Annotated in this window: 4 protein-coding genes; 2 read left to right on the forward strand and 2 right to left on the reverse strand. The window is 63.9% G+C overall.

The features are described 5' to 3' along the window. Positions 1-304: 304 nt before the first annotated feature. Entirely contained in the window at positions 305-2,512 is a 2,208-nt protein-coding gene (glcB, locus tag B7E02_RS00030) for a malate synthase G (RefSeq protein ID WP_080791528.1), read from the reverse strand. 512 nt (positions 2,513-3,024) lie between these two features. Between glcB and aceA the strand changes: the two genes are divergently transcribed. Both aceA and B7E02_RS00040 read left to right on the forward strand, forming a co-directional pair. Beyond that, entirely contained in the window at positions 3,025-4,320 is a 1,296-nt protein-coding gene (gene aceA, locus B7E02_RS00035; protein ID WP_080791530.1) for an isocitrate lyase, read from the forward strand. A 317-nt stretch (positions 4,321-4,637) separates the two neighbouring features. Beyond that, entirely contained in the window at positions 4,638-5,216 is a 579-nt protein-coding gene (locus tag B7E02_RS00040) for a thiamine biosynthesis protein (protein WP_080791532.1), read from the forward strand. A gap of 61 nt (positions 5,217-5,277) precedes the next feature. Here B7E02_RS00040 and B7E02_RS00045 read toward each other — a convergent pair whose 3' ends face one another. Next, positions 5,278-5,862, reverse strand: coding sequence for a metallophosphoesterase (locus B7E02_RS00045; RefSeq protein ID WP_080791534.1), 585 nt, complete (start codon positions 5,860-5,862; stop codon positions 5,278-5,280). Positions 5,863-6,371 lie beyond the last annotated feature (509 nt).

Below are 6,371 nucleotides of genomic sequence, written 5' to 3' on the forward strand. Positions count from 1 at the left end.
TTGCCCGTGGGACCAGGCAACAAATCAGCAATCAGTGTCCATTGGTCGTCTGAGAGGAGCTGGAATCGAGACATACCTCCACGATCTCAGCTCCCACAGAATTCATTTGCAAGACACGCCCTAGGACGAGGTGATCTGCAGAAGGATGTCGGGGGACAGCAGGTGCTCCTCCGACACCTCGAACACCTGGTTCAGGTACTCCACCTGTGCTTCGAAGTCATGTGCGTTCATTAAAGAGTCATCATAGACCCTGCCGGCGGGTTATTCACCACACCCGCCGGTTCGCCCCCGGAGCCCGGGATGATCAGCCCCTCGCCCGCGCCTTGAACTCTCGGCGGCGCGCGTGCAGAATCGGCTCGGTGTAGCCGGAGGGTGACTCGGTGCCCTTGAAGATCAGGTCCTTGGCCGCCTGGAAGGCGAGGGAATCATCATAGTTGGGCGCCATGTCACGGTAGGTCGGATCCGCGGCGTTCTGCTTGTCCACCACGATGGCCATGCGCTCCAGGGACTCGAGCACCTGCTGCTCCGACACCACTGAGTGGCGCAGCCAGTTGGCCAGGATCTGGGATGAGATGCGCAGCGTGGCGCGGTCCTCCATGAGGTCGATGTCGTGGATGTCGGGTACCTTCGAGCATCCGACGCCGTGCTCGACCCAGCGAACCACGTAGCCGAGGATCGACTGGCAGTTGTTGTCGAGCTCCTCGCGCTTCTCCGCATCGGACCAGTTGGTGTCCGGGGCGACGGGGACATCGAGAATCCTGCCGAGGGTGTCACGGCGACCCGCCTTGCGCAGCTCCTCCTGGACCTTGAACACATTGACGCGGTGGTAGTGCGTCGCGTGCAGGGTGGCGCCGGTCGGCGAGGGGACCCAGGCGGTGTTCGCGCCCTCGAGGGGCTGCTCGATCTTCTTCTCCAGCATCTCGCGCATGAGTTCGGTCATCGCCCACATGCCCTTGCCGATCTGCGCCCTGCCCGGCAGTCCGCGCGCGATTCCGGCATCGACGTTGTTGTCCTCGTAGGCCTGCTTCCAGGGCGCGGTCTGCATGTCGGCCTTGCGAACCATCGCCCCGGCCTCCATCGAGGTGTGGATCTCATCACCGGTGCGATCGAGGAATCCGGTGTTGATGAACACCAGACGGTCCGCCACGGCGAGAATGCTGGCATCGAGGTTGACGGAGGTCCGGCGCTCCTCGTCCATGACGCCGACCTTGAGGGTGTGGCGCGGGAGATCGAGCAGATCCTCTACGCGGGCGAAGAGCTCGTTGGTGAAGGCGACCTCGTCCGGGCCGTGCTGCTTCGGCTTGACGATGTAGATGGAGCCCTTGCGGGAGTTGCGCTTGGGGTTCTGCGGGACGATTCCGGGAATGGCGCAGACCGAGGTGATCACCGCATCCATGATGCCCTCGAACACCTCCTCGCCGTCGACGAGGATGGCCGGGTTGGTCATCAGGTGTCCGACATTGCGGACGAAGAGCAGAGAGCGGCCGTGCAGGGTGAGTTCGGTGCCGTTCTTTCCGATGTAGACGCGGTCCTTGTTCAGGGCGCGAGTGAAGGTCTTGTCCCCCTTGGTCACGACCTCTGTCAGCTCACCGGTGTTCAGCCCGAACCAGTTGGTGTAGCCCAGGGTCTTGTCCTCCGCGTCAACCGCGGTCACGGAGTCCTCGAAGTCCATGATGGTGGTGATGGCGGACTCGAGGTAGATGTCCTTGAGGCCGGTCTTGTCCGACTGCCCGATCGGGTGAACCGGATCGATCTGCAGTTCGATGTAGAGGCCGTTGTTCTGCAGCAGCAGCGTGGTCGGATCGTTGAAGTCCCCGGTAAACCCGCGGTAGGCGTCGCGGTCCCTGAGCCGGAAGATGCCGTTTCCGATGTGTGCCGCGAGTTTGCCGTCGGTGATGTTGTACTTCTCCACATCGGCGTGGCTGGCCCCGTCGAGGGGGACGACCGCGTCGAGGAATTCGCGACCCCACTGGATGACCCGCTCGCCCCTGACCGGGTTGTACTTCGCGGTGCGCTCGGCGCCGCCGTCATCCGGGATGGCGTTGGTGCCGTAGAGCGCATCGTAGAGCGAACCCCAGCGGGCGTTGGCGGCGTTGATGGCGAAACGGGCGTTGAGAATGGGAACGACCAGCTGGGGGCCGGCGGTGTCGGTGATCTCATTGTCGACGTTCTCGGTGCGGATGACTCCGGGTCCCGGTGCATCCACGAGGTAGCCGATGTCGCGGAGGAACGCCTCGTAGGAGACCGGTTCGGGCTTTCCGGGGTTGGCGCGGTAGTACTCGTCGAGCTGGTGCTGCAGCTCGTCCCGCCGTGCCAGCAGCTCACGGTTGCGCGGGGTGAAATCGCGGACGATTTCACCGAATCCGCTCCAGAACCTCTCCCCGTCGATTCCCACGCGGGGAAGCACCGTTTCAGAGACGAAGTCATAGAGGACCTGTGCAACCTGGAGGCCGCCGGCTTCGATGCGCTCGGTGTTGTCAGAGCTTGCGATGGTCGCATTCTGCTCAGTCATGAAGACTCCTTTTCAAGCGTGGTGTTAGTGGGGTCGCCATCTTTGTGGAAGATGCGCGTCGCTGTCACCCTGCGGGGCTGTGCGATGTGACCAGACTAAGTGATAAGGATCACCCATCCAAGGAGTTTGCGATCTTTACTGCCCTACTACCCCCGTGCAAACTTCATCACAGCGTCCCCCTGCCCGTGGAATTCCCGAACCTCACCGCAACCATTCATTTCCCCACCTCGGGTGGTTTCCCCAGTACATGCGTACCGCTACAAATCACCCACCCGCGGTCTGCGAATCCGGAGATTTGCAATATTAGCAACGGGGGGAGCTACCCCCGCACAAAACTTAAAAACCTAAACCCGTTGACGGCGGATTGTCCGATACGCCATTGTGTGAAGTACGCCACCACGGCAATGGACGAAAATCACCGAGTGAAAACGGGGTGTATTACGTCACATCAAAGTGGATGGGCACCACCTCATCAGATGCGAGAAGCATGAGCAAGAAGGAAGTGACTTCAGATGTCAAACGTTGGAAAGCCGCGCACCGCACAGGAGATCCAGCAGGACTGGGACACCAATCCGCGCTGGAACGGCATCACCCGCGATTACACTGCGGAGCAGGTGGAGAAGCTCCAGGGTTCCGTCGTTGAGGAGCACACCCTCGCACGCCGCGGTTCCGAGATCCTCTGGGACGAGGTCTCCGCCAAGGGTGATGGCTACATCAACGCCCTCGGTGCACTGACTGGCAACCAGGCAGTGCAGCAGGTCCGCGCCGGCCTGAAGGCCGTCTACCTCTCCGGCTGGCAGGTCGCCGGTGACGCGAACCTCTCCGGTCACACCTACCCCGACCAGTCCCTGTACCCCGCCAACTCCGTCCCCAACGTCGTCCGCCGCATCAACAACGCCCTGCTGCGCGCAGATGAGATCGCCCACGTCGAGGGTGACACCTCCGTTGACAACTGGCTCGTGCCGATCGTCGCCGACGGCGAGGCCGGCTTCGGCGGTGCCCTCAATGTCTACGAGCTGCAGAAGGCCATGATCGCAGCCGGTGCCGCGGGCACCCACTGGGAGGATCAGCTGGCCTCGGAGAAGAAGTGCGGCCACCTCGGCGGCAAGGTCCTCATCCCCACCCAGCAGCACATCCGCACCCTGAACTCCGCGCGCCTGGCCGCCGACGTCGCCGGCGTGCCCACCGTGGTCATCGCCCGTACCGATGCCGAGGCGGCGACCCTGATCACCTCCGACGTCGATGAGCGCGACCAGCCCTTCATCACCGGTGAGCGCACCGCGGAGGGCTACTACCACGTCAAGAACGGCCTCGAGTCCTGCATCGCCCGCGCAAAGTCCTACGCCCCCTACGCGGACATGATCTGGATGGAGACCGGTACCCCGGACCTCGCGCTGGCGAAGAAGTTCGCGGACGGCGTCCACGCCGAGTTCCCGGACCAGCTGCTGTCATACAACTGCTCCCCCTCCTTCAACTGGTCCGCGCACCTCGACGCAGACGAGATCGCCAAGTTCCAGAAGGAACTGGGCGCGATGGGCTTCAAGTTCCAGTTCATCACCCTCGCCGGATTCCACTCCCTCAACTACGGCATGTTCGACCTCGCCTACGGATACGCACGCGAGGGCATGACCTCCTTCGTGGACCTGCAGAACCGTGAGTTCAAGGCCGCGGAGGAGCGCGGCTTCACCGCCGTCAAACACCAGCGCGAGGTCGGCGCAGGCTACTTCGACACCATCGCCACCACCGTCGATCCCAACTCCTCCACCACCGCCCTGAAGGGCTCCACCGAAGAGGGACAGTTCCACTAGGAAACCGCCGCACCCACCAGCCAGCCCCGGACCACCCCAATCCGTGGCTGAAACGGTGGCCCCGGAATACACCCGGGCACATGCCTCGATCAGGAATGCCACCGAATCTCCGGGAGCCCGAACCACCGCGCCCCCGACCTGACCCCCGCACCACCGGTGCGGGGGTTGCTGGTGTCCGCATCCAAGGACAGCGGCGACAGGATACCCCGGGCCACGTCCGGAACCGCAGCACCGTCCCGCCACCCCCGAGCGTGGAAACGATCACACGCTCTCGGCTACAGTTTCTTGTCAAACGTTTTTTCCTGAAAGGACGCTTCATGTCGATTTCGCGCACCCTCCTCGGTGTCCTCGCCGCGACCACCGTGGCGCTCTCGGTGACCGCCTGCACCCCGCCGAACCAGAATGACTCCACCGAACCCACCGGATCGGTCGACCCCGGTGAGGTCCTGATGACCTCGCAGGCGCCGGCGTCGTCACGCAGTGCCGCCAGCACCACCTCCGGTTCCCCGGCCGGGGACGTCGAGATCACGGTGACGCCGGAACGACTCACCGAGGGTGGGGAGGTCACCTTCGAAATCACGGGCCTGGATCCCGACCTCGGATACTATGCGGCCATCTGTGCCGCCACCGCCACCCCGGGCAACCCGGTTCCGGTGTGCACCGGACAGCAGATGGACCAGGCCTCCCAGGCATGGTTGAGCAATTCCGCCCCGGGAGCCACCGACACCATTTCCGACAACGGTTCCGCGAATGTGACGCTCGTGGCATCGGCCGTCGGCGAGGGACTCGACTGCACCATCCAGGAGTGCGTGGCCAAGGTCTTCGGCGACCACACCGAGGGTTTCCGCGATGTCGCGGACACCCCCGTTACCTTCGCGGCGGCGCTGAACCGCTGAGGCACCGCACCGCCGGCAGCACCTGCGCCCCGACCTCCACGGTCGGGGCGTTGTTCGTTTCTCAGCGATCGAGCGAGGTGGAAAGGGTCCTGTGCACCACCTCGACCGGCACGGGCCGGAGATCCCAGGCGTCCACACCCACGTCGACCTGCCCGCGCCCCGTCACCGGGAAATCCGAGTGGAGGTGCCCGTGCACCAGCAACGGGACCCGCAGACGCAGCTCATCGAAGCGGGAGGGCATGCCCGGGTGGTCCTGACCGGGGCGGGGAAAATGTGACAGGTACACATCCTCCCCTCCCCAGGTGACCCGCTGAAACACCGAAACCGAATCAAAGACCTCGAGGAACATGCGTTGACGGTGGTAGGCACGCCGGAACAGGGGATGGCAGGAATCATGGTTTCCGGGCACAAGATGCTTCTCGACGCCCGGCAGCGCGGCCCCGAGGAGGCCGAGGGCGTGCTCCTCGTCCTCGGGCCGGCCACGGGAGAGATCACCGAGTATCCACAGTCTGTCGCCGACCTCGAGGGATTCGGTGAGGTGGGTCATGATCGCCTCATCGTGGTCCGCCACGGAGTCGAATCCCCTCAGTTCAGCGAGGAACTCGTGCCCCAGATGGAGATCGGAGGTGAGAAAAACCGCAGCCATGCGGGCTAGTGTAGCCTCCCCGGCCGTGGCGCCGCGAAACCCCGGTCCCCGGACCTCCAGGTGCGCCGATGACTGGGGGATGTGAGACACCCGGAAGCCGCGATGCCCCCGGTCCCGGAGATCCTGACGGCCTCGGTACCCGGATGTCATCAGTGACAACCCGCAGCATCACTGCGTCTCAACGCCGGACTCCGGTGCGATGGCGGTAGATCGCCCCTTTAATGATCTGCCGGGGTCCCGGGACGGGCGACCCTCCTGCCGTCACGGGACGGCAGGAGGGGTTCGAGTCGTGCCCACCGGGCATCGATGAGCTGCTGATAGCGGTCGGTGGCGATCATGGCCCCGCATGACGGGACACGGTCACAACGTCACAGGGAAGTACACCTAGGGCGTGTCTTGTAAAAGGTTGAGCCACGCGATCACTCCGTTGAGGACAACTGCGGCCCGGTACACGATCGCGAGCTTGTCATACCGAGTCGCGAGTCCTCGCCACTGTTTCAACCGGCAAT

The sequence above is a fragment of the Corynebacterium pacaense genome (genome assembly GCF_900169525.1).
In the GTDB taxonomy this organism is placed as follows: domain Bacteria; phylum Actinomycetota; class Actinomycetes; order Mycobacteriales; family Mycobacteriaceae; genus Corynebacterium; species Corynebacterium pacaense.